This window comes from Nocardia sp. NPDC058519, assembly GCF_042719755.1.
GTDB lineage: Bacteria > Actinomycetota > Actinomycetes > Mycobacteriales > Mycobacteriaceae > Nocardia.
On sequence record NZ_JBHXNK010000001.1, the window covers coordinates 437,399 to 464,390 of the forward strand.

At 68.3% G+C, this 26,992-nt stretch carries 26 protein-coding genes and 1 pseudogene; 12 read left to right on the plus strand and 15 right to left on the minus strand.

Going from position 1 to position 26,992, the window contains the following annotated elements:
- The first annotated feature begins 15 nt into the window (after positions 1-15).
- Together ACFWPK_RS01965 and nadE are read left to right on the plus strand one after the other, a co-directional pair.
- The gene (locus tag ACFWPK_RS01965) at positions 16-663 is read left to right on the plus strand and encodes a TetR/AcrR family transcriptional regulator (protein ID WP_378912750.1); all 648 of its coding nucleotides are present in this window, start codon (positions 16-18) and stop codon (positions 661-663) included.
- A gap of 6 nt (positions 664-669) precedes the next feature.
- Positions 670-1,494 carry an ammonia-dependent NAD(+) synthetase gene (gene nadE / locus ACFWPK_RS01970; protein WP_378912653.1) on the plus strand — a complete coding sequence of 275 codons (825 nt, stop codon included), beginning with the start codon at positions 670-672 and terminating at the stop codon, positions 1,492-1,494.
- A 32-nt stretch (positions 1,495-1,526) separates the two neighbouring features.
- On the opposite strand, the gene ACFWPK_RS01975 is transcribed toward nadE, so the two are convergent.
- Genes ACFWPK_RS01975 through moaA form a run of 3 tightly spaced genes read right to left on the minus strand, consistent with a single transcriptional unit; the run spans position 1,527 to position 3,189 of the window.
- The gene (locus ACFWPK_RS01975; RefSeq protein WP_378912654.1) at positions 1,527-1,889 is read right to left on the minus strand and encodes an iron chaperone; all 363 of its coding nucleotides are present in this window, start codon (positions 1,887-1,889) and stop codon (positions 1,527-1,529) included.
- 6 nt (positions 1,890-1,895) lie between these two features.
- Entirely contained in the window at positions 1,896-2,138 is a 243-nt protein-coding gene (locus ACFWPK_RS01980) for a MoaD/ThiS family protein (RefSeq protein WP_062983935.1), read from the minus strand.
- On the minus strand, positions 2,131-3,189 hold the full coding sequence (gene moaA, locus ACFWPK_RS01985; protein ID WP_378912655.1) for a GTP 3',8-cyclase MoaA: 1,059 nt from the start codon (positions 3,187-3,189) through the stop codon (positions 2,131-2,133). Before moaA ends, ACFWPK_RS01980 begins: the two co-directional genes overlap by 8 nt.
- A 142-nt stretch (positions 3,190-3,331) precedes the next feature.
- On the opposite strand from moaA, the gene glp reads away from it, so the two are divergent.
- The 3 genes from glp to ACFWPK_RS02000 are packed head-to-tail and all read left to right on the plus strand — an operon-like array spanning position 3,332 to position 6,049.
- The gene (gene glp, locus ACFWPK_RS01990; protein WP_378912656.1) at positions 3,332-4,537 is read left to right on the plus strand and encodes a gephyrin-like molybdotransferase Glp; all 1,206 of its coding nucleotides are present in this window, start codon (positions 3,332-3,334) and stop codon (positions 4,535-4,537) included.
- A complete protein-coding gene (moaCB, locus tag ACFWPK_RS01995) occupies positions 4,534-5,625 on the plus strand; it encodes a bifunctional molybdenum cofactor biosynthesis protein MoaC/MoaB (RefSeq protein ID WP_378912657.1) in 1,092 nt (363 codons plus the stop codon). Before glp ends, moaCB begins: the two co-directional genes overlap by 4 nt.
- Positions 5,618-6,049 carry a molybdenum cofactor biosynthesis protein MoaE gene (locus ACFWPK_RS02000; RefSeq protein WP_378912658.1) on the plus strand — a complete coding sequence of 144 codons (432 nt, stop codon included), beginning with the start codon at positions 5,618-5,620 and terminating at the stop codon, positions 6,047-6,049. The genes moaCB and ACFWPK_RS02000 overlap by 8 nt, the downstream gene beginning before the upstream one ends.
- Positions 6,050-6,052: 3 nt before the next feature.
- On the opposite strand, the gene ACFWPK_RS02005 is transcribed toward ACFWPK_RS02000, so the two are convergent.
- From ACFWPK_RS02005 to ACFWPK_RS02015, 3 genes are all read right to left on the minus strand, one after another.
- On the minus strand, positions 6,053-7,084 hold the full coding sequence (locus ACFWPK_RS02005) for a CobW family GTP-binding protein (RefSeq protein WP_378912659.1): 1,032 nt from the start codon (positions 7,082-7,084) through the stop codon (positions 6,053-6,055).
- A gap of 78 nt (positions 7,085-7,162) precedes the next feature.
- Positions 7,163-8,584 carry an N-acetylmuramoyl-L-alanine amidase gene (locus ACFWPK_RS02010; RefSeq protein WP_378912660.1) on the minus strand — a complete coding sequence of 474 codons (1,422 nt, stop codon included), beginning with the start codon at positions 8,582-8,584 and terminating at the stop codon, positions 7,163-7,165.
- Positions 8,585-8,771: 187 nt separating this feature from the next.
- Positions 8,772-9,308 carry a sigma-70 family RNA polymerase sigma factor gene (locus ACFWPK_RS02015; RefSeq protein WP_378912661.1) on the minus strand — a complete coding sequence of 179 codons (537 nt, stop codon included), beginning with the start codon at positions 9,306-9,308 and terminating at the stop codon, positions 8,772-8,774.
- A 230-nt stretch (positions 9,309-9,538) separates the two neighbouring features.
- On the opposite strand from ACFWPK_RS02015, the gene ACFWPK_RS02020 reads away from it, so the two are divergent.
- Entirely contained in the window at positions 9,539-9,874 is a 336-nt protein-coding gene (locus ACFWPK_RS02020; protein WP_378912662.1) for a hypothetical protein, read from the plus strand.
- A gap of 8 nt (positions 9,875-9,882) precedes the next feature.
- Here ACFWPK_RS02020 and ACFWPK_RS02025 read toward each other — a convergent pair whose 3' ends face one another.
- The 3 genes from ACFWPK_RS02025 to ACFWPK_RS02035 all read right to left on the minus strand — a co-directional run bounded on the left by ACFWPK_RS02025 (position 9,883) and on the right by ACFWPK_RS02035 (position 13,257).
- Complete coding sequence (locus ACFWPK_RS02025; protein ID WP_378912663.1) at positions 9,883-11,406, minus strand: nitrilase-related carbon-nitrogen hydrolase; 1,524 nt, start codon at positions 11,404-11,406, stop codon at positions 9,883-9,885.
- A 76-nt stretch (positions 11,407-11,482) separates the two neighbouring features.
- Positions 11,483-12,163 (minus strand): response regulator, encoded by a 681-nt coding sequence (locus ACFWPK_RS02030; RefSeq protein WP_378912664.1) that lies wholly within the window; start codon positions 12,161-12,163, stop codon positions 11,483-11,485.
- Positions 12,160-13,257 (minus strand): sensor histidine kinase, encoded by a 1,098-nt coding sequence (locus ACFWPK_RS02035; protein WP_378912665.1) that lies wholly within the window; start codon positions 13,255-13,257, stop codon positions 12,160-12,162. Before ACFWPK_RS02035 ends, ACFWPK_RS02030 begins: the two co-directional genes overlap by 4 nt.
- Positions 13,258-13,471: 214 nt before the next feature.
- On the opposite strand from ACFWPK_RS02035, the gene ACFWPK_RS02040 reads away from it, so the two are divergent.
- Positions 13,472-14,440: a cation diffusion facilitator family transporter gene (locus ACFWPK_RS02040; RefSeq protein ID WP_378912666.1), complete on the plus strand. Its 969-nt coding sequence runs from the start codon at positions 13,472-13,474 to the stop codon at positions 14,438-14,440.
- Positions 14,441-14,949: 509 nt separating this feature from the next.
- On the opposite strand, the gene ACFWPK_RS02045 is transcribed toward ACFWPK_RS02040, so the two are convergent.
- The gene (locus tag ACFWPK_RS02045; RefSeq protein ID WP_378912667.1) at positions 14,950-18,285 is read right to left on the minus strand and encodes a WD40 repeat domain-containing protein; all 3,336 of its coding nucleotides are present in this window, start codon (positions 18,283-18,285) and stop codon (positions 14,950-14,952) included.
- A gap of 100 nt (positions 18,286-18,385) precedes the next feature.
- Here ACFWPK_RS02045 and ACFWPK_RS02050 point away from each other — a divergent pair, with 100 nt between their 5' ends.
- The 3 genes from ACFWPK_RS02050 to ACFWPK_RS02060 all read left to right on the plus strand — a co-directional run bounded on the left by ACFWPK_RS02050 (position 18,386) and on the right by ACFWPK_RS02060 (position 20,418).
- Positions 18,386-18,880, plus strand: coding sequence for a hypothetical protein (locus ACFWPK_RS02050; protein ID WP_378912669.1), 495 nt, complete (start codon positions 18,386-18,388; stop codon positions 18,878-18,880).
- Between the two features lie 210 nt (positions 18,881-19,090).
- Positions 19,091-19,747, plus strand: a complete 657-nt coding sequence (locus tag ACFWPK_RS02055) for a hypothetical protein (RefSeq protein WP_378912670.1) — start codon at positions 19,091-19,093, stop codon at positions 19,745-19,747.
- The gene (locus ACFWPK_RS02060) at positions 19,747-20,418 is read left to right on the plus strand and encodes a hypothetical protein (RefSeq protein ID WP_378912671.1); all 672 of its coding nucleotides are present in this window, start codon (positions 19,747-19,749) and stop codon (positions 20,416-20,418) included. The genes ACFWPK_RS02055 and ACFWPK_RS02060 overlap by 1 nt, the downstream gene beginning before the upstream one ends.
- Before the next feature lie 141 nt (positions 20,419-20,559).
- Here ACFWPK_RS02060 and ACFWPK_RS02065 read toward each other — a convergent pair whose 3' ends face one another.
- The gene (locus ACFWPK_RS02065; protein WP_378912672.1) at positions 20,560-20,691 is read right to left on the minus strand and encodes a hypothetical protein; all 132 of its coding nucleotides are present in this window, start codon (positions 20,689-20,691) and stop codon (positions 20,560-20,562) included.
- Between the two features lie 276 nt (positions 20,692-20,967).
- Positions 20,968-22,338, minus strand: a complete 1,371-nt coding sequence (locus ACFWPK_RS02070) for a lipase family protein (RefSeq protein WP_378912673.1) — start codon at positions 22,336-22,338, stop codon at positions 20,968-20,970.
- Positions 22,339-22,586: 248 nt separating this feature from the next.
- Here ACFWPK_RS02070 and ACFWPK_RS02075 point away from each other — a divergent pair, with 248 nt between their 5' ends.
- Positions 22,587-23,861, plus strand: coding sequence for a PucR family transcriptional regulator (locus ACFWPK_RS02075; protein WP_378912674.1), 1,275 nt, complete (start codon positions 22,587-22,589; stop codon positions 23,859-23,861).
- Between the two features lie 42 nt (positions 23,862-23,903).
- Here ACFWPK_RS02075 and ACFWPK_RS02080 read toward each other — a convergent pair.
- Positions 23,904-24,230, minus strand: a pseudogene (locus ACFWPK_RS02080) (transglycosylase family protein); the annotation flags it as partial.
- A 396-nt stretch (positions 24,231-24,626) separates the two neighbouring features.
- Here ACFWPK_RS02080 and ACFWPK_RS02085 point away from each other — a divergent pair.
- Positions 24,627-25,121 carry a DM13 domain-containing protein gene (locus tag ACFWPK_RS02085; protein WP_378912675.1) on the plus strand — a complete coding sequence of 165 codons (495 nt, stop codon included), beginning with the start codon at positions 24,627-24,629 and terminating at the stop codon, positions 25,119-25,121.
- Positions 25,122-25,131: 10 nt separating this feature from the next.
- On the opposite strand, the gene ACFWPK_RS02090 is transcribed toward ACFWPK_RS02085, so the two are convergent.
- Both ACFWPK_RS02090 and ACFWPK_RS02095 read right to left on the minus strand, forming a co-directional pair.
- Positions 25,132-25,764 (minus strand): response regulator, encoded by a 633-nt coding sequence (locus ACFWPK_RS02090; RefSeq protein ID WP_378912676.1) that lies wholly within the window; start codon positions 25,762-25,764, stop codon positions 25,132-25,134.
- 20 nt (positions 25,765-25,784) lie between these two features.
- Positions 25,785-26,987, minus strand: a complete 1,203-nt coding sequence (locus ACFWPK_RS02095; protein ID WP_378912677.1) for a sensor histidine kinase — start codon at positions 26,985-26,987, stop codon at positions 25,785-25,787.
- Positions 26,988-26,992: the final 5 nt, after the last annotated feature.

Genomic DNA, 26,992 nt, shown 5'->3' on the forward strand with positions numbered 1-26,992 from the left:
GGACGTGTGAGCGGCGTGAGCTATGGCACACCCAGGTCCGACGAGCCGCCCCTGCTCGGCATCGGGCGGCCATTGCCCGGTAGCGCGGAGCCGGTCGAACGTGCCGACGCCGCCCGAAACCGCGCCCTGTTGCTGGACGCGGCCCAGCAATTGGTGCGCGAGCACGGCGTCGACGGACTGACGATGGACGCGCTCGCCAAGCGCGCGGGTGTCGGCAAGGGCACGGTCTTTCGCCGGTTCGGCAATCGCACCGGGTTGATGCTCGCCCTGCTGGATCACTCCGAGCAGAAGTTCCAGGCCGCGTTCATGTTCGGGCCCGCACCGCTGGGTCCCGCGGCGAACCCGGTCGAACGGCTGATCGCGTTCGGGCGCACCCGGCTGCTCGATATCGAGGTCGAGGGCGATCTGCACCAGGCCGCGGAGAAGAACGGGCGCTTCGGTGACGGACCGTACGGCCTGCACAAGGCGCACGTCACGCTGCTCCTGCGCGCGGCCGGGGTCGACGGTGAAGTCCCGCTGATCGCCGACACACTGCTGTCCACGCTGTCGGCGGCCTTGGTCATCCACCAGGTCGAGGTGCTCGGCTACACACGTACGCAGATCGGCGACAACTGGGAATGGCTCGTTCGCCGGGTCATTTCCCCTGCCCCACAAGTAGAGTGAGACGGCATGGGGACACTGCGTGAACAGATCATTGCCGAATTGGGTGTGCTGCCCGAGATCGAGCCGAAGCAGGAGGTCCGGCGGCGCGTCGACTTCCTGAAGGACTACCTGGCAACCACCCCTGCCAAGGGGTTCGCCCTCGGGATCAGTGGCGGACAGGACAGCGCGCTGGCCGGGCGGCTGTGCCAGCTGGCCGTCGAGGAGCTGCGCGCCGACGGTGTCGAGGCGAAGTTCCTCGCGGTGCGGCTGCCCTACGGCGTACAAGCCGACGAGCACGACGCGCAGACCGCGCTGAACTTCGTCGACCCCGATCGCACGGTCGTGGTGAACATTCGCCCCAGCGCCGACGCCGTGGGCGTCGAGGTCGCGGGCGCGCTCGATCACGAGCGGTTACGCGACTTCGTGCGCGGCAACATCAAGGCGCGCGAGCGGATGGTCGCCCAGTACGCCCTCGCGGGCCAGGAAAGCCTGCTGGTGGTCGGCACCGATCACGCGGCCGAAGCGGTCACCGGGTTCTTCACCAAGTTCGGCGACGGCGGTGTGGACCTGACTCCCCTCACCGGTCTCACCAAGCGTCAGGGCGCGGCCCTGCTGCAAGAACTCGGCGCACCGTCGAGCATCTGGTCCAAGGTCCCCACCGCCGACCTCGAAGACGACCGCCCCGCCCTGCCCGACGAGGAAGCCCTCGGCCTGCGCTACAGCGAGATCGACGACTACCTCGAAGGCAAGGACGTCACCCCCGAGGTGGCCGCTCGCGTGGAATCGATCTTCACCAACACCCGCCACAAGCGCACCGTCCCGGTGACACCCCTCGACACCTGGTGGCGCTAGGAGGTGTGTCGGCCGACTGTTGATCCGCTAGCTCAACAGATCGTCGCGCCTTCACCGGATGCTATGGCGCGCAACAGGTCTCGGACCAGGTCGTAGTCCGGTTCTTTGCGGAAGCGTAGGCAGCCTTTGCCCATGTCGTGGTCCGCGAGGCGGTCGGCGAAGGCCGCTCGGACGTCGGAGCGGAGTAAGTAGACGGAGATGTACTGCTTCTGGCTGGCGAAGGCGACTTCGCCGGTGCCGTCGCGTTCGTAGGCGGGCATGCCGTGGGACATGACCTCGGTGAAGCCGGGCAGCTCTGTCAGGCACAGCTCGCGCAGCCTGGTCACGGCCTCGCGGCGAGCGTCCGGGAGTTCGGCGAGGTAGGCCGCCACGTCCGGGGCTTTGCTCTGGACCATGGGCCCTCAGCCGCCGGCGAAGGGCGGAAGGACGTCGACGCGGTCGCGGAGCATGGCCGACGGGTCGCGGGTGAGCTCGTCGCCGATGAGGAAGGCGCAGACGCCGACGAGGCCGTCGACATCCGAGCCGTAGGTGGCGGCGAGGGTCGCTCGGAGGTCGGCGACGGTGGCGCCGTCGGGGAGGTCGAGTGATTCGGTGTTCTTGCCGACCGCGTCGGCGATCGCGGCGAAATAGCGGACCTCAACCACCGATGGCTCCCATCGTGCGTTCCGGGGGGACGAAACCGGCGGCGTCGATACCGTGACCGGCCCATTTCTGCCACATCGCACCGCGCCACAGCTCGGCGACCTCGTCGTCGTCGGCGCCCGCCCGCAGCGCGGTGCGCACGTCGAACTCCTGGTCGCTGAACAGGCACGAGCGCAGCATGCCGTCGGCGGTGAGCCGGGTGCGGTCGCAGCTGTCGCAGAACTTGCGGGTGACGGTCGCGATGATGCCGACCGTCGCCGGTCCGCCGTCGACCAGCCATTTCTCGGCCGGAGCCGAGGGATCGGCGCGGACGGTGGGGGTCAGCGTGAAGCGCTCGCCGAGGACGTCGAGGAGGTCGGCGGCGGTCACCATGTGATCGCGAGCCCACTCGTGGTCGGCGTCGAGGGGCATTTCCTCGATGAATCGCAGTTCACATTGTTCGGCCAGGCACCACGCGAGCAGGTCGGCCGCGCCCGCCAGGTTCTGGCGCATCAGCACGGCGTTGACCTTCACCGGCGCCATGCCCGCGTCGCGCGCGGCCCGGATGCCGTTGAGGACCGATTCCAGGCGGTCGCGGCGGGTGAGGCGGGTGAAATCTTCCCGGTCGACGGTGTCGAGGGAGACATTGACCCTGGTCAGACCGGCCGCAGCGAGCTTGTGAATGCGGTGTTCCAGGCCGACGCCATTGGTGGTCATGGCCAGTGGGGTGCCGGGCACCGCCGCGTGACAGCCCGCGATGATCTGCTCCAGCTCACGGCGCATCAGCGGTTCGCCGCCGGTGAACCGCACCTCACGCACGCCCAGCTCGCGCACGGCCAGCGAAACCAGCCGCACGATCTCGTCGGCGGTGAGCAGTTCCTGGCGCGGAATCGGCGGCAGGCCCTCCTCCGGCATGCAGTAGGTGCAGCGCAGCGAGCATTTCTCGGTGATGGACACGCGCAGATCGCGGGCGATCCGGCCGAAGCGGTCGACGAGGAACGGCGTATCGGGCCTGCCGTCCAGGGACGGACGCTCCGATCGCACGGCGGGTATCCCCATCTCGACCAGCGTCATCTCTACAGTATGACTCGTAAGGCCCGTCACACTCCGTGCGCCGGGCCGATTCTTCGCGAACTCGTCAGCTCACCGCGAATGCCCCGCCACCGTGAGCAACGCGACCCTGACCGGCCCCGACAGCGGCGATTAAGCTGACAGCATGACTCCCCGGCCCGCTACCGCGTCGGCACGCAGCGTCGATGAGTACCGCGACACCGTCGCCGCGCTGCTGGCCCATCTCGCCGACCGCCCTGATGAACGGGTGGCTGTACCCGATGCGCTCGGCCGCACCCTGTCGGCCGATGTGGTTTCGCCGATCGACCTGCCGGTGTTCCGTAACTCGGCGATGGACGGCTACGCGGTGCGCGCGGCCGATGTGGCCGTCACGCCGGTCACGCTGCCGGTCGTCGGCGTGGTGGCGGCGGGTAAGCCGGGCACCGACGCGCTGCCCGCGGGCTCGGCGGTGAAGGTGATGACCGGTGCGCCGATCCCGCCCGGTGCCGACTGTGTGGTGCCGGTCGAGGATGTGCAGACCGGTGACCATCGGATCGTGGTCGAACGTGGACGTGGGCGTGGCGAATTCGTGCGCGAAGCCGGTACCGATGTGCGGACCGGCGAGCTCGTCGCCAGGGCGGGCACGGTGCTCGCCCCCCGGCATATCGCGGCGCTGGCGGCCGTCGGCCTCCCGACCGTGCCGGTGCGCACTCGATTACGTGCCGTCTGCATCACCACCGGTGACGAACTGCGACCCGCCGGGAGCACGCTCGCGCCGGGGCAGATCTACAACTCGAACGGCATCGCCCTGGCCGCGGCATTGCGGGCCGACGGTGTCGAGGTGGTCGAGGTCGCGCACAGCACCGACGACCCCGCGGTGTTCACCTCGGTGCTGAACGCGGCGACCGACGTCGCCGACCTGGTCTTCACCTCCGGCGGCGTGTCCAAGGGCGACTTCGAGGTCGTCAAGGATGTGCTCGGTCCGCTCGGCGGGACTTTCGGCTCGGTCGCTGTGCAACCCGGCGGACCGCAGGGCTACACGGTGGTCGACGAGGTCCCTGTACTCAGTTTCCCGGGCAATCCGGTGAGCACGATGGTGTCGTACGCGGTGTTCGCGCGCCCCGCCGTGCGCGCCCTGGCCGGCCTGCCGGAGGTCGCGAGCAGCGAAACGACCCTGCTGACACCGCTGCGCTCCCCCGCCGGTCGCCGCCAATACCTGCGCGGCCTGTTGACCGAGGCCGGAGTCGAAGTGATCTCGGGTCCCGGCTCGCATCTCATCGCGGGCATGGCCTGGGCCGATGTGCTCGTCGACGTACCCGCCGAGGTCACCTCGCTGGCCGCCGGTGTCCCTGTGCGAATCTTGACGCTATGAGCGAGTTGTCCCACGTCGACCGCGAGGGTCGGGCGCGCATGGTCGATGTCAGCGCGAAAGCCGACACCACCCGGATCGCTGTCGCCGCAGGCGAATTGCAGACCACCGCCGAGGTGGTCGCGTTGGTGCGGGCCGAGGGTATGCCCAAAGCGGATGTGCTCTCCACCGCCCGTTTGGCCGGAATCGCCGGTGCGAAAAAGACTTCCGAGCTGATTCCGCTGTGTCATCAGCTGGCGTTGTCGTCGGTGAAGGTGGAGTTCGGGTTCACCGAGACCACCATCACGGTCGAGGCGACGGCCAAGACGAAGGGCCCGACCGGGGTCGAGATGGAAGCGCTCACGGCTGTCGCTGTCGCCGGGCTCACCTTGCACGACATGGTGAAGGCGGTGGATCCCGCCGCGGTGATGAACGGAGTCCGGCTGGTCACCAAAGAGGGTGGAAAGCACGGGCATTGGGTGCGGCCGGAGGGTCGGTCCGACACCGGCGCACCGGCACTCGACCGGTTGGCGCAGGTGAACGCGGGTGCCGGTGTCGAATCCGCGCCGCTGACCACCGAGGCTCGCGGCGATGCGGCAGGTAGCGCCGAGGCGGAATCAGCTGATGCCAAGGGCTTTTCGCGGACCGCCGTCGTGGTCGTCGCGTCTACCGGCACCGCGGCGGGAACACGCACCGACACCACCGGGCCTGTCCTCGTCGATTGGCTGACCGCACAAGGGTTTTCGGTGCGGGGACCGCTGGTCTACGCCGATGCCGAGATCGCCGCTGGACTGACCGATGCGCTGAGCGGAGCTCCCGCGCTCGTCATCACCACCGGTGGCACCGGCGCCTCCCCGACCGACGCGACGCCCGAGGCCACCCGTGCCGTTCTCACCAGGGAACTGCCCGGCGTCGCCGATGCCATCCGTCAGCGTGGGACCGCGAAATTCCCCCTGGCGGCGCTGAGTCGCGGTGTTGCCGGGCTGGCCGGTCGCACCGTTGTCGTCAATCTGCCCGGTTCGCCGGGTGGGGTGAAGGACGGCATCGCCGTGCTGGAACCCTTGTTGGATCATCTGCTAGCGCAAGTAGCCGGAGGCGGCAACCATGAGTGACTTCGGTGCGGTCCGGCTGGCCACGATCAGCGATCAGGATCTCGACCCCCTCGCTGTCGAAAAGGCTGTCGACGGGCCGGAATTCGGTGCGATCGTGGTGTTCACCGGCAAGGTACGCAACCACGACGGCGGCCAAGCGGTCGCCTCGCTGGAGTACTCCGCACACCCACAGGCCGAGCGCTTCCTGCACGCGATCTGCGCGGAAGTGGCGCAGGCGAGCGGACTTCCGGTCGCGGCGACGCACCGGATCGGACCACTCACGATCGGCGGGTTGGCGATCGTGGTGGCGGTGGCCGCGCCGCATCGGGCCGAGGCGTTCACGGTGTGTGCCGAGCTGGTGGACCGGATCAAGCACGAAGTGCCGATCTGGAAGCGGCAGTTGTTCGCCGACGGACTTTCGGAGTGGGTCAACGCCTGCGGCTGATGGTCACTGCACGGCGTAACGCCACACGCCGAGCATCTCCTGCTCATCCAAGGGTGTCTCACCGTCGAAGACGGTGTCGTGCAAGCGTTTCAGCGCCGCGTCCGCGTCGAGTCCGGCGCCGATCAGCACCAGGTTCGAGACGCGCTGCTCGCCGCGTGCCCAGCTGCCGGGGGTGAAGACCACGTGCCTGCCCACCAGGTGGACTTCGAACTTGCGTCGCTCCCCTGCCACCGCGAAGGTCACATATCCCTTGGCGCGGAACAGACCTGACGGCGGATCCTCCAGAAAGCCCACCAGCGCACGGGGATTCAAGGCGCGCTCGCTCGTGAACGACACCGAGACGTAGTCATCGTGCAGATGCCGGTGGTCGGGGTCGTCGTGGTCATGGTCGTCGAGCAGCGTGTCGAAACTCAGCTGCTCGGCCACTTTCTGCTCATCGGGTACCCGATCGTCGAACAGCAGGCCGGGATCGATCCGGCCGTGCGTTGTCGCGTAGACCGGCACCTGCCCCACCCAGTCGGCCAACTGCGCGCGTAGACCGGCCAGCGCCTCGGCCTCGACGCGGTCGGCCTTGTTCACCAGCACCAGATCCGCCATCCGCAGGTGGGTCACCAGCTCAGGATGTTGCGTGCTGGTGGAGGTGAACAGCTCGGCATCGACCACTTCGACCAACCCGCCGTAGCCGATGCGCGGGTTCGGGTTGGCGATCACCATCCGGATCAGATTGCGCGGCTCGGCCAGTCCGCTGGCTTCCACCACGATCACATCCACCGCACTGCGCGGTTGCGCCAGCTGCGCGAACAGATCGTCGAGTTCGGACACGTCCACCGCGCAGCACACGCACCCGTTGCCGAGCGAGACCATCGCGTCGACCTGCCCCGCCACCAGCATCGCGTCGATATTGACCGCCCCGAAATCGTTGACAACCACCCCGATCCGGGTCCCCCGGTTGTTGCGCAACAGGTGGTTGAGCAGGGTCGTCTTCCCCGAACCCAGAAACCCAGCAACGATCACGACAGGAATCACCGCACCCATGGTGCCACCTCCCCGCTGCCACACAGCACGCCGCCCACCCCCTGGATCAGGAGTGGGCGGCGTGGGTGCGGTGAACTGTCAGGACGGGCCGAAAACCATGCCTACCAGGGTGTACGCGAGATTGATCAGCTGGCCGGGGATGGTCGATTGGTCCATACCGAGGGCCTGAGCCAGGGGCATGAGCAGCGTCATGACCGTGGTGATCGGGCCGCCGAGGGTGCTCAGATCGAGCTTGGATTCGTCCGGCGTTGCCTCGGTTTTGGGTGCGGTGCCGCGGTTCTTCGGGGCGGGTGCGGCGGGAGCCGCGGGTGACGCCGTACGGGCCGGGGCGCCAGGTGCCGCGGTGCGCACGGGTGCCACCGGAACCGGATCCGCGATGGGGGCACGCGCGGGGATTGCCTCAGCCGAGGGACCGGTGGCGCCGCCCGGTGTCGGACCCCCGTTCGGTCCCGTCAGATCGCTCGAGCCACTGGGAAGCGGGGGCGGATCAGCCGGTACCTGGTCAGGCGCGGGGGCTGGGGGTTTGGCAGTTGTCGAGGTCGGCGCCTTGGCCGGTGCCGTCCCCTCGGATTCCGGGGTCGACGCGGTGGCCCCTCCGGGCTTCTTCGACGGCTGCGAGGGTTCGACCGGATCGGCCGCAGGTGCGCGCTCGGGTTTCTGAGCGGTGGTCGCGACCGGCACCCGACCCGGTGCGGCGGCGAAGGCGGGGATCGGCTTGTTCAGCAGGAACCCGACGACGCCGGTCGTGATGGCGACCGCGTGCTCGAGCTGACCTTCGCGCGATTCCAGCCGGGCGGCGTCGACGACATTGGCGCCGTTGCCCATCTCGACGAATACCAGCGGCACCTGCGTCAGCGCCGGGCCTGCAACATCCTCGCGGGTCTGCAGGCCGGCGAGGACGCCCGCGTAGTTCGCGGGCGAGAAGCCGGCCGCCAGGTAGGCGTCACGGACCGCGCTCGACGCGAGCCGCCCACCGCCGGACTGCGCGTTGTCGGCGACCGTGTCGGGAATGGGGAGCTGCGGCACGATCATGTGGAATCCGTGCTGGTCGGGGCCCGCGCTGTCGGCGTGGATGCTCACGGCCACGTCGGCGCCGGACTGGTTGGCGGCGCGGGCGCGATCGTCGACGCAGCCGCCCCACCCGGTGTCGTCGGCGCGGCTCAGCACCACGTCGGCACCCAGTGCCTCCAGGGACGCCCGCACTAGCTGGGCGACGTCCCAGTTGATGGTGTGTTCGGGGATGCCGTTCAGCGAGGTCATGCCGGTGGTCTGGCAGTCCTTGGTGCCGCCGCGGCCGTCGTCGACCTGGCGGGTCAGGTCCTCCGAATGCGCCGATCCCTGGTGACCGGGGTCGAGGAAGATCGTCTTACCGGCGAGCTGCTCGCTGGTTGCTGGTTCAGGGGCGGCGTGGGCGGTCACGGGGACCAACCCCGACAGCGACACCACCACCGCGGCGGAGACGGTAGAGCAGATTCCGGCCTTGATGATGTTTGGTTGCATGTTCGGTCGGTGCTCCGGGACCGGAGCACCCCTCCCTTCCCATTGGTAACACCTGGTAACACCAAACCCAGTGGTTCACTCTTGCAACGTTGACGGCCACAGGGCAAGCACAGTTACCGAAATGTAACTGGATGGAAGTATGAAAAGACGCTGGTCAGATGCCCAGATGAGCGATCAGCGGTCGACCTCAGGCAACTTCTGGCAATTGCCGCAAAGATCGCAGCGCGTAGTGCACCCGGGTCTTCACGGTGCCCACCGGAACACCGAGATCGGCGGCGACTTCCCGGTACCCACGGTCGTGCAGGATCACCTCGGTCACCGCCGCGCGCTGCGGTTCCGGGAGCCTGGCCAGCAACTGGTCGACGAGCAGCCCGTCGATCAGTCCGTCGGCGAAATCCGGTCCGCCACAGACGGATACCTCGGTGATGTCGTCCCAGCCCACATCACCGGGCCGCACGGCTCTGGCCCGCGCGATATCGATGATCACATTACGTTCGATCGCCAGCAGCCAGGTCCGCACGCTGCCTTTGCGACCGTCGAAGTCCTGGCAGGAACGCCAGCCGCGCAGCAGGGTCTCCTGCACCGCGTGCTCGGCCAGGCCGGCATCGCCGAGACTGCGCATCGCCCGCCAGTGCAGCAGGCCGCGGTCGGTGGCCAGCACCTCGGCCAGCCCGTCCCTGGTACACAGGCGCGCGCAGTGCGCACCGCAGGAGTTGTCCGTCATATGGGGATATCGCGGTGGACCGCGCCGATGACAACGCCGCGCCTTAAGTAACTCTTCAGGATCCTGCTGGGCCCATGCCGGAAAGTAGTTCTTGCGAGCCCGGCCGGGCCTGCTCCAGGAGGGGGGAGCAGGGACGCCGGGCTCGCTCGTTCTTCCGGGCTCGCGCATTTGAGCGAAGTCCTCCCACGATCGCATCAGGGCGACGACAATCGCCGCGAGGAGTGAACAACGTGGACATCCATGCTTATCCGACCGACGCGCACACGCCGGTCGACCGGGCCGAGGCCACTCGTGTGGCGGCCGAACACCTACCCGCCGAGCAACCGGGGCACGATCGGCAGATCATCGAATTCGCCGACGGATTCACCGTGTTCGCGGTTCAGCCGTTGCACGCGCCAGCGGATCGGCCGATCCCGATCGGCGGCTCGGTGTACGTCATCGACAAGGCGACCGGGGCGGTGTCGTTCTGGCCGACCTATCCGTCCGGGGTGATCGCCGAGCACTACGCGCTGCGGCTGGCGGCGGGCCGGTTGATCGTCGCCGAGACCTGGCCCGATCAGGACTGATCGAGCATTCACGAGGTCGTCTCGGCCGTGCGGCGGAGGGCAACGAGTACACCGGCCACAGTGAGGGCGATCGACAGTGCGCCGAACCAGTCGCCCCAGCGGACGTAGAGAGTGCGATCACCGGCGGTGCGGATTTCGGTCAGCGCCATGCGGGTTTCGGTGATGTCGCTGCGGAGCGAAGCTCGAACGGCGCCCCGCGCGTCGATCGCGGTCAACTCGCCGAGCTGGGCGGGGCGGGCGATAGCGATGCCCGATTCGGCGGCCCGCAGGACGGCCATCCGGCTGTGTAACCAGTGGTCGACGCTGAAATCCAGTGCGGGCGCGAGGAGGAGCGTCGCGCCGTCGGTGCGGTTCTGGCGAACGAGGGCAGGGCGGTCGAGGTCGGCGCAGATCGCGAGTGCCCAGGAGCGGCCGGGGATCTGGCGCGGGACCGAGCCGCGCTGTAGTCCGGATTCGAGCCCGGGGACGAGGTATCGCTTGGCATAGATGGTTTCGCCCGGATAGGCGATGGCGGCGTTGACGGTGCCGCCGGGTTGCTCGAGTTCCAGGCCGACGACCACGTGGACGTCGCGGCGGAGAGCGACGGCGGTGAGCGGGTCGCGCAACAGGAAGAGGTCGGATCGGGTTGCATGCCAAGCTTTCTCGGAGAACACGATGACTTCCGCGCCCTGATCCGCGAGCTGGTCGATGGCGGCGATCGCCTCTGCGATCATCCGCGCGCCGTCGGGCGACGCGACGGGGACGTACATCGGTGGCTGCGCGAGAGCGACCAATCCGACCGTCGCCACCGGACCGTCACTTGCCACCGTGGAGCACCACAGTCCCGCCCCGATCGCGACGGTCAGCGCGAGGGCCGCCATGCCCGCCACCGCCGACCTCATCGACCAGGATCGGCCTGACAAGCCCGGGACGCGGGGCCGTATCCGGCTACTTCGAATCCCGGGCGCGATCAGTACGGCCACGGTGGCGGGCACCCCCAGCACGAGAAAGCTGATGCCCCACACCCCGGTCACCGAACCGACGCGCACGATCGGGTCCACGCCGGCCTGGGAGTATCCGATGCTCCACCACGCCCCGATCCCGCCGACCTGACCGAACAGGAACTCAGCGGCAGTCCACGCGGCGGGTAGCGCGAGCGCGGCCCACCCGAATCTGGCCCGCAACAGCAGCTTTCGGAAGAGGGCAACACACGCCCCGAAGGTGAGTGCGCTGCCGACCAGCAGTGCGACGGCGGTCGATACGGGTTGTTCCAGAGTCTCGGTGAAGTAGGACCAGTATCCGGCGTTGCCGCCGAGCCAGGACAGCACCGCCGCCGCGTACACCGCCGGAGCAGAGTGTCGCGGGGCCAGCCACAGCACCGGGAGTGGGGCCAGCAGGGCGATTCCGGGGATCGGGTGCAGACCTGTACCGATACTCCACAACAACGCCGAGCTCACAGTGGCGGCCAACCACACCATCGATGCCCGAACGGGCATTCGCCGACCGGGTCGCCCGGAGAACCTCTCGCGCACAGCCTCTTCAGTAGAAGTCACCCGTTGATCGTCACGGTGGAGGTGGCTCCGGCGCATCGCCCGGACGAGTGGACTGGCCTCGCTCACGCGAGTGAGATCACCTCATACCGCCCGGCAGCTGGTTGTCCCCACGCGCGACCATCCCGGATTCGTAGGCGAATACCACCGCCTGCGCCCGATCGCGCAGTCCCAGCTTCGAGAGAACGGAACTGACATGGGTTTTCACCGTGTGTTCGGTGACGACCAGCCGGGCCGCGAGTTCAGTGTTGGAACGGCCTGCGGCGAGTTCTCGCAGGATGTCGTGTTCCCGTGGAGTCAGCCCGGCCAGCTGCGCGGACGCTTCCGGATGCGGACACGCACGTGCGGCGACCTCGGCGATCAGCCGCCGCGTCACCGAGGGGGCCAGCAGCGCGTCGCCGGCGGCGACAACCCTCACCCCACCGATCAATTCGGCCCTGCGCGCGTCTTTGAGCAGGAACCCGCTCGCACCCGCCCGCAAGGCGGAATATACGTACTCATCGATGTCGAACATGGTGAGTACCAGCACTTTTGCCGCAGTCTCCGCGCAGATGCGAGCGGTGGCGGCCACCCCGTCCAGTCGCGGCATCCGCACATCCATCACCACCACATCGGGCGTGAGCCGCCGGGCCGCCGTCACCGCTTCCACGCCATCGCAAGCCTCCCCCACCACCTCGATGTCGGGTTCGGATTCCAGGATGAGGCGGAACCCGGTGCGGAACAATTCCTGGTCGTCGACGACGAGTACTCGCATCGTCAACTCCCCTGTGCCAGCGGCAGATCGGCCGATACCACGAAACCCGAGCGCGTCGGCTCCACCCGCAGCAGGCCACCGCAGGCGTGCACCCGTTCACGCATCCCGACCAAACCGAAGCCCGCCGCACCGGTGTCACCCGCCCGACCACCGTCCGCCCCGGTGCCGTCGTCGGCGATTCGTACTCCGAGCCGACTCGATGACCAGATCAGCGCCACCTCGACCCGTGTCGCCTTCGCGTGCTTGCCCGTATTGGTCAGTGCCTCCTGCACGATCCGGTACGCGGCGGCATCGGCTTGCGGTGAGATCGGCACGCGGGCTCCGTGTTCGGTGAAACGAGCGGCCAGACCCCGGTGTTCGGCGAGCGCGACGAGATCGGCGATGGCGGCCACCCCTGGCTGATGCGGCGGATCGTCCTCGCGAAGGGCACCGATGCTGTGGCGCAGTTCGCGCAAGGCGTCACGCCCACCGTCGGCGATCGCCGCGAAGGCCACGTCGGCGTCCGCCCGGTCGAGCAGCGGACCGGTCTCGGCACGCACGATCATCGCACCCACCGTATGGGCGAGCCCATCGTGCATATCCCGGGCGATCCGCAGCCGCTCGCGGACCACGGCGGCGTCGCGTTCGTCGTCGAGGCGCCGGGTCCGTTCGGCGAGTGCGTCGATCTGGGCCTGCTTCGCGCGGACCCCCGACCCGAGTGCCCATGCCGTCATGAACGACATCGCGGCATAGGCGTAGGAGTCGGCCGTCTCGCGTGGCACCAGCAGCGACACCAGAATTCCCACCGCGACCAGCACAAAGGTCATCCGCCGCTGCCGCGCCGAACAGTACGCCGCGACGGTGTACACACAGACAACCGTGCCGAACGGCAGCACCGGCAACGCGTGCACGCAGCCGAGGGCGGTGATCGCCGGGCCGACCACGCACAGCGCTCCCACCGGAGCCCGACGCCGCCACAACACCGGCACCGACGCGAGGACCGATAACCAGACAACCCACCACGGCGCACCGACAACGAGCGCGGGCACGACGGTCGCGGCCGTCACGACGGCGGCGACGAGCGCGTCCAGCGGCGACGGATGTTCCCGGAGTACTTCCACGACGTCCCAGTGTGTCGGCAAACAGTCCACCGCACCTCACTCTCGAGAGTGATTCGGTGCGCAGCACCGCGACCGTACGCTCGGGCATAGGGTGGATTCGGACTCGGCAACATCCGATGACCAGCGAAGACCATGCTCGACCAAGAACGAATTGCACACATAGCGATGTGTGCATATGATTGCGACCGATCGAACCGCAGAAGAGGGGAACGCGATGGGCGCAGGGCATGGGCACGACCACGGGGTATCGGCCGACAGCGATCGGCGCTGGCTGGCCGGCGCGCTGGCGGTGATCGTCACCTTCCTGATCGGCGAAGTGACCGTCGGCATCATCGCCGACTCGCTCGCACTGCTCTCCGACGCGGCGCACATGACCACCGACGCCGCCTCGATCGCGCTGGCGCTGTGGGCGATCCGGCTCGCGGCGCGACCGGCGACCGGGCGGATGACGTTCGGCTGGAAGCGGGCCGAGATCCTGTCGGCCCAGGCAAACGGTCTGACCTTGCTACTGCTGGCGCTCTGGCTCGGCTACGAGGCGATCCGCAGACTGTTCGAGCCGCCGGAGGTGCACGGTTGGCTGGTGCTGATCACCGCGCTGGTCGGCATCGTCGTGAACGTGCTCGCCACCTGGATGATCAGCCGCGCCGACCGCACCAGCCTCAATGTCGAAGGCGCCTACCAGCACATCCTCAACGACCTGTTCGCGTTCATCGCCACCGCCGTGGCCGGGCTGGTCATCATCCTCACCGGCTGGGTACAGGCCGACGTGGTCGCCACGCTGATCGTGGTGGCGCTGATGATCAAGGCCGGTATCGGGCTGATCAAGGCGTCGAGCCGGATCTTCCTCGAGGCCGCGCCCGAACACCTCGACCCCGCGCTGATCGGCCGCGACATGGCCGCGCGCGACGGCGTCACCGAGGTGCACGACCTGCACATCTGGGAGATCACCTCCGGCTCCCCCGCGCTGTCGGCCCACGTTCTCGTGCAGCCCGGCCACGATTGCCATGCGGTCCGCGAGGACATCGCGCACATGCTCGACCACGACCACCACATCGAGCACGTCACCCTGCAGGTCGACCACGCCAGCCCGAAACTCCTCGACATCGGCCACCGCGATTCCCACCCGTGCGCCGACTCGCACGGCCCGAAGCACGTGTCCGATCGAGCACCCCACACTCACTGACGAGGGAAGGCCCCACACCATCTGGTGCGAGGCCTTCTCGTCGGTCACGCGCTAGCGAGGACCAGGTCGTTTCATCAACCTATGGGGCTGTATCAGCCGCCGAAGGAACCGGTCCACAGGGTGTTGACCAGACCGTGCAGTGCGGCGCCGAAGGTATCGAAGAGGCCGTTCAGGGCGGCGCTACCGGTGTCGATGATAACGGGGATCATAGTAATTCCTCTGTTTCTCGCATAGGCCCAGCCGGAGCTGGCTTACGAATGGCGTATCGACGCTCAAACGCCACGAGTTACGGTTTTCCTGATTTAGTGATGCTGGTAACAGTTCAGCCACAACGGCGTCCCCACCTGGCATTTTCGCGCGATACCCAATAATTGTTAACTAATCCTGAGAACTAGATGAGATTTATATCGATCCATCCGATAAGGACAGATTTCCATTGCCCCAAGAAATAGGGGCACCGCTACACAGCGTCACACGAATACGGAATCCGCCGGTCGGGCGGTCACTGATCAGCGCGCCGGGCAGGTGTTCACATAGGCGTGGCCGGGAAGCGCGCCTGCCCATTCCTCCCGGGTGATCGGGGTGGTGCCGCTGGCACAGATCCGGTCGGCCTGGGCGGCGGCGTCGGTGCGCCATCGACGCAGGGTGCCGTCGACGGCGGATTCGGTGAGGACGGCGCCGTCCGCGGCGAAGGCCAGCATGGTGGGTTGCCGGTGGCGCTGACCCCGAGCGATGGTGGCGTACGTGGTGGGGTTCACGGGGTCGGAGTAGTCCCACAGCAGAATGGTGCCGCTGACGATGTCGTCGATGGCCAGCCGGGTACCGTCCGGATCGAAGGCGACCGAACCAGCGGAGCCATTGGCACCCACGGGGACGGGCAGAGCGCGCGGCGGCGTACCCGGCTTGCCGATCTCGTAGACGAAGGCGCCGGTCAAAGTGCCTACCGCGAGGGTGTCGCGCGAGCTCAGCGCCAGCGACATGGTCTGTCCCGGGGTTCGCAGATCGGAGAGTTCAGCGATCGGCGGCGCGTCCGGTGTGGTCGCGAAGACGCTGACATTGCCGGTGCGGTGGCTGCCGACGGCGAGCATGCTGCCGTCCGGGCTGAAGGCGAGCGAGGTCGGGTAGCCACGGCCGAATCGGACACTCGACCGCAATCGGGGTTCGCCGGAGACGTCGAACATTTCGACGGTCTGGGTCAGGCTGCGGCCGATGGCCAAGGCGCCGTCGGGACTGAACGTGATGGCGCGGATGTCGACGCCTGCCGCGCTGAGCGGCGCACCGACCCGACGCGGATGCACCGGGTCGGTGATGTCCCATACCTGGATCGTGGATTCGGTTCTGGTCACCGCTCTGGTCGTGTCCGGGGCGATCGCGACCACGTCGATCAGACCGGCGGGATCCCCGTCGAGCAGCGTTCGATCGGTGGCGAAGGGCGTTCTGGCCAGCATGCGCAGGTGCGGGAACAGCTCCTGCGGCAGGACGGGCTGGTCGAGCGGAAACCGGAACAGCGTCAGCGAGCTGGTCGACACCACCGGACCCGGCAACTCGAAAACGTGCACGGCATGGTCGAAACTCGTGGTCACCAGCGATCTTCCACCGCGCAGGAAGCGCGCATGCGCGACCATCTCGATCGGGAGCGTGACCAGTTCCGCGCCGGTGTCCAGGTCGCGGATGCGGGCCCTGGTGTCGCCGCCGACGATCACGGCGGATCGACCGTCCGCGGTCAGCGACACGTCGAGGTACTCGTTGGCGCCCCTCGTCACAGCGGGCATCGGGTCGAAGGTGGTCGCACCGACTCGCCAGCGCGCGACCTCACCCGGATTGAGACCGACGGCCAGCACGGTGCCGTCGCCGGTGAACTCGACCGACCTCGCCTCCGCACCGCCGGGCCGTTCGATGCGGCGGTCGAACGCCGGTGTCCGATCGCGGTCGAGGGTCGCGGTGTTCCAGCCGCGCACAGTGGTCGTCCAGATTCCGCCGAACAACGACGGCGCCGCCGCGACCAGCGTGCGATCGCTCAGGGCGACCTCCACCCGCTGGCCCGAGAAGGACAGCATCGGCATGGCGATCGGGTGCGCGGGATCGTCGCCGAGTCGCCAGCTCGAAATCGTCGCACTGTGCGTGCCGATGGCGACGAACTCGAGGTCGGGACTCAGCGCGACCGACGACGGCATCCGGCCGGACAGCGGTAGCTCGCTCACCTGGCGCGGTGCGCCGGGGTCGGCGATGTTCCACACCGCCGATCGCAGGTCGCCCGCGACCACCAACCATTCGTGATTCGCGCTGATCGCGACGCCGCGGATGTGTCCGCTGCCGGTGGCGAACCGTGGCCACCGGTCGACGCCGGACTCGGTCACCCGCACCAATTCCACGGAGCCGTCGCCTTCGCCGATCGCGATCACGTCGCCCTGCGGGGTGGTCGCGACGCGTGGTGCGTCGGGATCGAAGACCACGCCGCGGCCGAGCACGACACCCGGGCTGATCCGGATGGGCGCGTTCGTCGCGGTGTTCTCCAACAGTGCCGAGCGCGCTTCCTCGGTCGGGGCGGTTCGATAGGCGGCGAGCGCGATCTGCTGGGACAGTGCGGGATTGAGATTGCCCCCGCCGCGGGCGACGCCGGCGAACAGCCGCGAATTCGATTCCGCTCGCGCGGCCGTGTTCTCGATGCGCATCTGGACGAGGTTGGTCACCGACACCACCGCCAGCAGCACGGCCAGACCCGCGGCGACGGACACGATCCACAGCGCGAGGTTAGCCCGTGTGCGAGTCCTCGCGATCGCTTCGGACACGGTGCGGGCGGCCGAGATCCGGTCGGCGTAGTTCTGTGGTGCCTCGCCCGCGGCTTCCCGATAGGCCTCCGACGCCACCACCACGCGCAGCGACGAGCGTTGCGCGGCAGTCAGTTTGCCCGCGTAGCCGCCGACGGCCGTCAGGTTCGCGCCGGACAGCCCGGCGGTGACCGCGCACTCGGGGTCGAGCCGGCGGGGCCGTAGCCGTCGCAGCAGCGCGTGCCGCGGCGCGAGGTCGTCGAGGGCGACCGCGAACGCCGCGCCCATCGACGCGCCGTTGACGTCGTTGGCCGGTGCGCTGCCGTGCGTCGAGACCGACCACAGCACACACGCGTCGGTGCCGGCCAGTCTGCTGATACGCCACGCTCTTTCGAGGCTGTCGGTGAATTCGCGATCGGCCTGCAGGAAGCCCATCCGCGCCGGGTCGGGATGCAGGCCGCTCGGTCCGCCACGAACCTGGTCGAGGCGAAGCACGCCCACCTCGCCACCGCCGCCGAAGCTCGAGAACAGCACGCTGATCCGGCTGGCGCGCACGACCGGAAGGGTGTGCCCGGCCAGCTCGAGCGCGGCCATGATGGCGTACCCGCGCGCCGCGCGACCGCCCTGGCCGAGCAGATGGCGCACGATCTCGCCGAGCGGGGCATTCGCACTGGTGATCGGAATACCGGCGGGCAGCAACATGGTGCCGACCGAGGTCAGCCCGGCGCGTTCTGCGTGATCGAGGAAGGTCTCGCACGCGTCGTCGGTATCGATCGAACCGGTCAGTGCCTGCGCCAGCACCGCCATCGCGCGCGCCGCGGACAGATCCGCGGTGATCCGGCGGTCTTGCGCATCGGGATCCTCGGCCTCCTCCTCGAGCAGATCGTCGTCCGTGGCGAGGTTCTTCCAGCGAGCCAGCGACTGCCGTGCCAGCACACCTGTCTCCCGGCGGTGCTCCAACAGCCCGCGCGCGGCATCGGGCCCGGCGGCAACGGCATCGCGGCACAGGGTCAGCCATCGTTGCGGCGCACCCGTCAGCTCGATCAGCACCGAGTCATCGGTCGATTCGACCGCCATGTCTCCCCCGTCTCCCGCCAGGCATCACCGCCAGACCCTCCCGAGAATGCCCCGATACGATTGAATTCCAGCACACCATCGATTGCCCCAGAGGACCACGTTGTCGAGACGACACAGCGCCGGACGCACCCTGACCGCGGCTGCCCTGCTCGCCGTGATCGCGATGTCGGCGAGCTGTGCCGCCGCCGAGGACACCACCGAGCCGACAAAAGTTGTAGCGCAAGAGATTTCCGCACCGCTGCCACTGCCGAGTGCCGACGAGGTCGGGCAGCTGATGCGGCTGCTGCTCGACACGACAGTGCCCAACGCCGAGAAGCTCGAGCTCATCCAGGGCATCGGGAGCGACCCCGAACTGCCGAACCGGGTCGCCGACGCCCCCCGCCAGGGCGGCGCCACCATCACGATCACCATCACGGGTACCCGCACCGCACCACCCGGCATGCTCGCCGACGGCACCGCGTCGATCAACAACAGCCCGCCGCAGCCGATCATCGTGAACTTCGTCGCCGAGGACGGGAAGTGGAAGGTCGAAAAGGCCTGGTACTGCCAGATCGCGTTCTCGTTCATGGTCGCCTCCCCGGCGTGCCCGACCTGATCGCGCGTGGCCATCGGCGAACCGCTGAGGGCGGCAACCGCATCTGTGTAGGAGCCGATCGACCCGACAGGAGGCTCCGCGATGCGACATGTTCGATCCCGCACCGCGGTCCGCTGTCCCACCTCGGCCCGGCCTGCGGCGCGGGTAGCATCGACGGCGTCGAGGAAACGAGCCGTGGTGTGCCCATCGCAGGCCGAGTGGGGGTACCAGGTGAGTTCTGAGCCCTTGGACCGGTGGCTCGGCGCCGCGTGGAGCGAAGTCCCCGAACGTCTACGTCCCGCGGTCATCGACCACATCTTCGGCGCCGACCTGGTCACCATGTCGAGCTATGCGGCGATCAAAGCGCGCTACGTCCTCGATCGGCTCGACCCGGATATGCGCAGCGACTTCGAAGATGTCGCCCAGGACACGATGGTCGAGCTCACCGCGACGCTGCCCACCGAGCGGATCCGGCACTGGAAAGCGCTGGTGCTCAAGAAGCTTCAGTGGCAAGTGCTGCAGGATCGGCGCAGTCGCACCGCCGAGAAGCGCCACCCCGGTCACCGGGTCGACTACGAGTCGGCCGTCCTGGTACTCGAGGACCATCGGTGTGGCGACGCCGAGAACCGGCTCGCCGACCGCACTATTCTGCGGAACGCGCTGGCCTCGATCGCGCACGCGGAGACCGCGGCCGTGCTCCGCGCGACCTTCGTGATCGCCACCGACGGCAGCTATTCCGATGTGCAGACAACCGGTGAGGTGGCCCGCGACCTGCGGTTCAGCCAGGAGAAGGTCAAGCGATTACGCGCGGCAGGCGCCAAGTTGCTTCGCGAGGCAGTGCGCGCGCAGCTCGACGCCCGCGACGGGGACAACGAGGAGACACCGTGATGGCGCCGGATCATGACGCGGACCGCCTGAGTCTGCCGGTCGATATCGATGTGCTGATCGCGTTCGCCGAGTCCGACAGCCCGGATGTCGACGCGGAGTCCGCCGCCGCCGGGGCACGGATCGCCGAGCGACTGTTACGCGGCGGCGCGGTGTCGCCCAGCTCGGCCGCCTTCAGCGCGCGCCGCGCCGTGATGGCGGTGCCCGGCTGGACCGTGCAACCGCTCGCCGCGTCGTCGGAGGGCGAGACGACGGCGATCCGCGCGGTGCAGAAACAGCTCGACCAGGAGTTGGGTATCGAATTCACCCGCTCGCCCGCCGGCGCGGAGCAGACGCGGATCTCGGTGCACTCGTTCGGCGCCCGGGCCGCGGCGGGCGACATCGTGCGGGTCGCGGTGAGTCTCGGTGCCGAGCGCACCGAACTGCTCGTCGTCCTCTACGCCGATGCCGACGGCACGCTCACCGGGCAGGTCGTCACCAGGGCGCTCACCATGTCCGAGGATCTCGAGATCTCGCTGCTGCCTGGTGCCGCACTCGGCAGCACGCACACCTCGGCGGTCACCGACGCGGTGCGCTGCTCACTCACGGCGGGGCGCAACGCGTGGCGCCGGGTGGCCAAGGGCCTACCCGCCGGTGATCCGGTGCGGGCCGCGATCGTCGCCGGCTTGAGCTGATCCTCACGGTCACGGCGCAGTGCAGGAACCCGATTACCGGAAGTGCTTGTCCGGCAATCGGGTTCAGATGCCCTGGGAGGGCGCGCCGCCGACCCCGTGGAACCCCCCTGCGGCTCCACTCGGCGAGCGGCGGCGCCGCCGTCACTCCCAGGGGCAGTAGTACTTCACCGACGCCGCGGTGATGACGACGACGTCGGTGAAACCCCTCACCGACACAGATGCCGTGCGGGGGACGAACGGTTCGCGGCGAACCGCTGCCGGGACGTGGCGCATCTATGTTCTCGACGGCCGCTGATGAGGCCCGGTAGTGAGGAACGCGGGGATGACACCGTCGAGGAACGACGCGGCGCGCGAACTCGCTGTCGCCGCGGCGATGGTGTTTCGGGTGAGCGCGCACGCCGAGGCAGGATTGCGAGCGACAGCCGAGGCCGAGGCCCGGTGAGCTCCACCGATGAGTTCGCCGCCGTCAGCGGGCCGACGCAGGGCGGCGCTCAGCTCACCGCCGTGGTGGAGACCCGACCGACCACCCGCCTTGGCGAGAGCACGGACTCAGCATTCGACGGCGACCGCGGCATCAGCGACAACGTGCGCATGTTCGGAATCGCCGCGACACAGGCCGGCTCGTTCAGGTGAGACCCCCGTATCCATCCCACCGATCGGCATACCGCCGAGCATGCGCAGCACCAGGCGCACGAACACGAGATGAGTGCGGATGGCACGCGGTGAACGGGCGACAGAGGCCACGGTGCACGTACCGGTCGGCGCGGGACGGCCGGCGAATCGGTCGGTGAGCCAGTCGAGAACCGCAGGCACGATGAGGAATTCGAGCGGTAGGTGCGAGCCTCGGCGCACCCGCAGGTAGCGCACCGTCGCCCCGGCCTGCTGATAGCGCCGCACGTGGGCGTCGATATCGGCGACGGCGATCACCTCGTCGTTCACCCCCTGGACGATGAGCAGCGGTGCCGCGGGCGCGCGGGTGCCGGGTTCGATGTCGGCGAGAATGCGGCGCAGGACGGGTTCGGCGAGCAACTCCCCCATGCCGCCGCGCAGATGCCGGGCGACATCGCGACGGGCGAACCGCAGCAGCAGCGCGAAGGTACTGCGCTCTTCGGCTTCACCGAGCAGACCGCGGTATCGCGCGTCGAGGTGATCGTGCAGCAGCGGACCGAGCTCGGGATAGGCCTGCCGCAAACCCGCGACGAACGCCGCGGGGAACCCGGCGAACCACCCACCGTTGAGGCGCTCGAAGGCGGCGGCCGGGTCACCCACCGGTGAACCCGCCGCCGCGCCGACGATGTTCAGCTCCGGCGCGTACTCGGCGGCCAGTTCCGCGGCCCACGCCGTCGCCAGCCCACCGCCCGAATAGCCCCACAGGGCAACAGAAGTGGTCGGCGCCAGCGCCGCCGGGGCGAAGGCGAGGGTGGCCCGAATCCCGTCCAGCGCACGGTATCCGGGCTCACGTGCCGCCCCGAACCGACCACCGAGCCCCTCGTGATCGGGCACCGACACCGCCCACCCCTGCTCCAGGGCCATCGCGATGATCGGCAGCTCCAGCGGCGCGATCGAACCGAGCGTCCACGCACCGCGCCGCAACGCGTACGACGGAAAGCACTGCGGGGCAACAGCGTCGATCGCGCACTGGAACGACACCAGCGGCCGTGGCCCCGACGCACCCCACGGCAGCAGCACCGTCGTCACCGAGACTTCCGGCGCACCGTCGAGATCGCAGGTGCGATAGAGCAATTGCCACGCCGTGATCCGCTGCCGGAACACCCCGAACAGCGCGACCTCCACCGGCCGCGACCGCACCACCGTCCCCGGCGCGAGCGCTTCGATACCGGGCGGGGTGGCGTAGAACGGGTCGTCGGGCGGCAGCACAGGCGCGTCGTGCCAGGTCGCTGCCGACGTGTCGACGGTCATAGGCTGCTGCCGCCACCGAAGAACCAGGGGTTGGACGTACGGGTCAAGGTGGGACTGCCTTCCGGATCGAGAGCACGCGGCGCGATCGAGGTAGCTCTTACGCACTCTGCGAATCTATGACCCAGGGCACAGTGATGTCACTGCACCGGGGAACGAGAAACTCTGGACAAGATTGGCACGGGAGCCAAGTTCTGTTCGTTTTCGCTCGGATGCTCCTGTACCGGCCTGTCGTCGGACACAATCGAGTCATGCTCGCCGAACACCCCGTTTCCGAACTCCCCGCGCTGCCCGCGCTGACCGCTCGTCTGCTGACACGATGGCCACAGATTTCCGAGCGCATGCTCGCCGACGGTCTCGGCGCCAACGCACCCGCCGAGCTACCCGACGGCCACTTCACCGCGGAAGTGCTGCCGACCATCTACGCGTGCGGGCGGGCCGTGCTCGAGGCGATCGGCGCCGACCGGGAGTTCACCTATGCCGAGGTCGCGGCGTTCGTCGCCCCGGTCGCCGAGCGCCACGCCGAGGACCGGCTGCCCTTGCCGATGCTGATCGGCGCGATCCACGGGTCGGCGCAGTCGGTGTTCGCCGAGGCGCTGTCGCTGGCCCTGCCCACCGAGACCGCGGAGATGGCGCGGGTCGGCAGCCGCCTGCTCGATCTGCTGCGTCACATCAATATGACGGTCGTGGAGACCTACACCGAGGTCGAGCAGTCGATCTATCACGCCGAACGCGAGGCGCGCCGGGAGCTGTGTTCGGCGCTGGTCCGCGGTCTGCCCGCCGAGGAACTCGCCGCCCGCGCCGACACGATCCTCGCCGACCAGTACACGGTGCTGGCGGTTCACCTGAGCGAGCCACCCCGCGTCGGCACCGCGGCCAACCTGGTGACCAGGCGGCGGATCCGGGTACTGCAGCGCGCCCTGGACGAACTCACCGGCACCACCACCCCGGCCACCTTCGACGGCGCCCACGGCATCGCGTTGCTGAGTCACAGTTCCGAAACCGACGTCGTCGACGCGGCGAAGTTCGACGAACTCGCCGACCGCCTGCGCGCACAGTTCGGTGTACCGGTGTATCTGGCCGAATTCTCCGGTGTCAGCCGTGATGCGATTCCGGCCGCGGCCAAGGACGCGACCGAACTGACCGAATTGGCGCGACTACGCGGCAAGCCCGGCGGCTGCTATCGACTCGACGATCTACTGCTCGAATACCAGCTCACCCGGCCCGGTCCGGCCCGAGAACGTCTGGCGCAGCGGGTGATTCCGCTCCTGAGCAGTCCGCACCTGATCGACGCGCTGGAGGCGCATCTCGTGCACGGTGGCGACCGCAAAACCGCGTCACGGCTGATTCACGTGCACCCGAATACTTTTACCTATCGACTGCGCAGGATTGCCGAACTCACCGGCCTCGACCCGGCCGATCCGTCGGATTCACGCATGCTCGCCGCATCGCTCACGGTGTATCGGCTGGATTCTCCGGAAAACGAAAAAACCCGCTATTCGACGTGTGCATCGAATAGCGGGTAATTCGTTTCCCGACAAGGAAAGTTTACTTGTCAGCGCCCTTTACAGGTAGGCGCTGCACACGGGCCAGGCACCGGGGCCCTGCGCGGCCAGCACGTTCTCGGCCACGCGGATCTGCTCTTCACGGCTGGCGTTGTCGGCAGTGCCCGCACCACCGTAGGCTTCCCAGGTGCTCTGCGAGAACTGCAGGCCGCCGTAGTAGCCGTTACCGGTGTTGATGTTCCAGTTGCCCGTGCTCTCGCACTGTGCCACGGCGTCCCAGTTGTTCGCCGAGGCGGTTGCGGTGGTCAGACCGGCCGGAACGGCGATCATCGCGCCGGCAACAGCGGCAATACCAAGGGCACGGGTGGTGAACTTGCGATTCAAAGACATAAAGTATTTCCTGCCTGCGCCCACCGACTCGATGATGAAAACTACCGCGTCCCTGCCCCTCAGTCATGTCGGGGATCCTCGAATCGCGGGGCAGGCTTTCCGGCGTTCTGCGATTCGATTCGGCTCGGGTTGTTGTTCAAGCCGTGATCGAATGTAGCCGGAATGCGTGCTGAGATCACGTACCGATCACGGACCTGTTTGTAGCGGATATTGTTCAAAGGAACACTGTTCACCGCTGGTCGACCGTAATAAATCCGTAATCACATTACTGTCGCTATAGCGTCGTAATGTGACGGGGCTCATATCGATTCGGAGACCCCGGTCACGTTTCTTTTCCGGCAATTCGGGCAAGCGGTACGGGCCGCGCCGGGGGATGATGGGTGAGAAGGAGGCGCAATGAGCACTCGCCGGACCCTGTTCACCGTCATCGCCATCGGCTTGGTCGCGGCCGTGACCGTGGGTCTCTACCTGTTCCAGCCCTGGCGGTTGTTCACCACGGTGACCGTCAACGAGGCACCGATCGTCGCGGTGGACGGTGCGCCGCCCCCGGTGATCGCCGAGGGCGCCTTCATCTCCCATGAGCACGGCACCTCCGGCACCGCGCAGCTCCAGCGCACGTCAGAGGGCACAATCGTGCTCCGGATCGTCGACCTGAACACCTCCGACGGGCCCGACCTGCACGTCTGGCTCACCGATCAGCCGGTGATCGTCGACGACTGGCACAACTTCGACGACGGCAACCACATCGACCTCGGCTCCCTGAAAGGAAACGAGGGCAGCCAGAACTATGAGCTGCCCGCGGGCACCGATCTGTCGACGGTGAAGTCGGTCAGTATCTGGTGCGAGCGCTTCCGCGTGTCCTTCGGCGCCGCCACTCTGGCGCCCGCGTAGGTCGGACCGGTCAGGCGAGCAAACGCCGCTCGGTGGCCACCGCTACCGCCGCGGCGCGGGTGTCGACGCCGAGTTTGTCGTAGATGCGGCCCAGATGGGTTTTCACCGTCGCCTCGCTGATGTGCAGGGCGCGGGCGATCTCGCGGTTGCCCAGGCCGTGGGCGAGCTGGCCGAGGATGTCGCGCTCGCGGGCGGTGAGTGTGGGGCCGGGGTTGCGCATCTTGGCCATCACCTTGGCGGCGACCGGGGCGGACAAGGCGGTGTGCCCGCTCGCGGCGGCGTGGATCGCGGCGAACAGTTCCTCCGGCCGTTCGGCCTTGAGGAGGTATCCGGTAGCCCCCGCCTCGATCGCGCGGGTGATGTCGGCGTCGGTGTCGTAGGTGGTCAGCACCAGGACGTGCGGGGTCGGGGCGGGCTGGGCAGTGATCCGGCGGGTCGCTTCGACGCCGTCCATGTCAGTGCCGAGCTGTAGATCCATCAGCACCACGTCAGGGTGCAGGCTCGCGGCCAGCGTGACCGCGGTCGGTCCGTCGGCGGCCTCCCCGATGACCTCGATATCGGGCGCGCTCGACAGCAGCGCGTGCAGTCCGGCGCGGACGACAGCGTGATCGTCACAGATCAACAGGCGCACGGTGGTGGTCACAGACGCCGATGCTAATGCGCCTATCTGTCGAACGAGGTTGCGCTGGTGATCGTCGGGCCGGTGGCGAGCGGGATGGCGGCGGAGAGCACGGTGCCGTCGCCGGGCGCGGACTCCACGGTGCAGGTGCCGCCGAGTTGCCGCACCCTGGCCCGGATCGCGGGCAGGCCGTGTCCGCGATGTTGTGCGGGGTCTGCCGGTTCCTCGGGATCGAAGCCGCGCCCGTCATCGGCGACGTCGAGCACGATCTGATCGTCGAGGCTGGTCAGCGTGATCGTGGCGGTGGCCGCCGCCGCGTGTTCGCGCACATTGGCCAGCGCGCCCTGGGCGATGCGCAGCAAGGTGGCCTCGACCCGCTGGGGCAACGGGCCCGGTGTGCCTTCTATATGGCAGCGCACGGTCAGGGTGTCGGTGGTCTCTCGCTCGGCGAGTGCGGCCAGCGCGGCAGGCAGCGAGCCACCGGCGGCGAGGTCGGCCGGGGCCAGGTCGTGGACGAACCGGCGCGCCTCGGTCAGGTCGCGTTCGGCGACGGCCGCGGCCGATCGCAGGTGCGTGTGCGCGAGTTGCGGATCGCTGTCCCACACCAGGTCGGCGGCTTGCAGCAGCATGCGCTGGCTCGACAGTCCCTGCGCCAGGGTGTCGTGGATTTCCATGGCCAGCCGTTGCCGTTCGGCCAGCGTGCCCTCCCTGCGTTCGGTGGCCGCCAGTTCCTGCCTGGTCCGCACCAGGTCATCGATCAGCGCGGCCTGCCGTTCGGCCTGACGGCGCATACCGACGAACAGGGCCGTGGTCACCGCCGCCACCGCGGGCGGGGCGAGCACCAGATTCGGATCGAGCCACCCGGCGATGCGCACCTGACTCGACACCACCAGCGCGGTGAGCGCGACGACCAGGATCACCGCGACCCGCTCCGACAGAATCCGCAGGCCCGTGTACACCAATGGCACCGCGCACCAGGCGAAACTCGGCGCGAGCACCACCAGCACCGACCAGGTGAGTACCAGCATCGCGAACCACACGAGCCGACCCGACTGCCGCAACTCACTCAGTGCGTACAGCACCGCCAAAGTCAGGGAAAGAACGACGATCAACGGCGTCGAGCGGGTCTCGCTGTGCCGGATCAGCCACCGCATCAACGATGCGGCCAGCAGTACATAGAAGGCACTGTGGACGATGACGGCGAGCAGGCGCGTGTCGTCGCGCTGGGCGCCGAGCAACTGAGTCATGCCAT